This window comes from Mesorhizobium sp. M7A.F.Ca.MR.148.00.0.0 (assembly GCF_003997735.1).
In the GTDB taxonomy this organism is placed as follows: Bacteria; Pseudomonadota; Alphaproteobacteria; order Rhizobiales; family Rhizobiaceae; genus Mesorhizobium.
Genome location: NZ_RZTB01000504.1, coordinates 1 through 306, shown reverse-complemented (window position 1 = coordinate 306; position 306 = coordinate 1). Strand labels below are relative to the sequence as shown.

Here is a 306-nt window from a genome sequence, read left to right as displayed (position 1 = left end):
TCGAGACCGAGCCGGAACTCGATGCCTTCATGCGCTATTCCGGAGCCGGCATTCCGCTGCTGCTCGATGCCGGACATCTGGCATTCGCCGGCGGAGACGTGCTGCGTGCCATCGACAACCATCATACCCGCATCAGTCATGTGCATGTGAAGGACGTTCGCATGGGCGTGATCGAAAAGCTCGATCGCACCAAACAATCCTTCCTCGATGCGGTGGCGCTGGGCGCCTTCACCGTGCCGGGCGACGGCTCGCTCGATTTCGGCGCCATCGTGCAGCGCTTCGCGGACCATGGCTATGAGGGCTGGT

General features: G+C 62.4%; 1 protein-coding gene. It reads left to right on the top strand.

The annotated features are described in order from the left end of the window. Positions 1-306: TIM barrel protein (locus EOB49_RS35120; RefSeq protein WP_164781999.1), on the top strand; the 306-nt coding region annotated here is incomplete at both ends.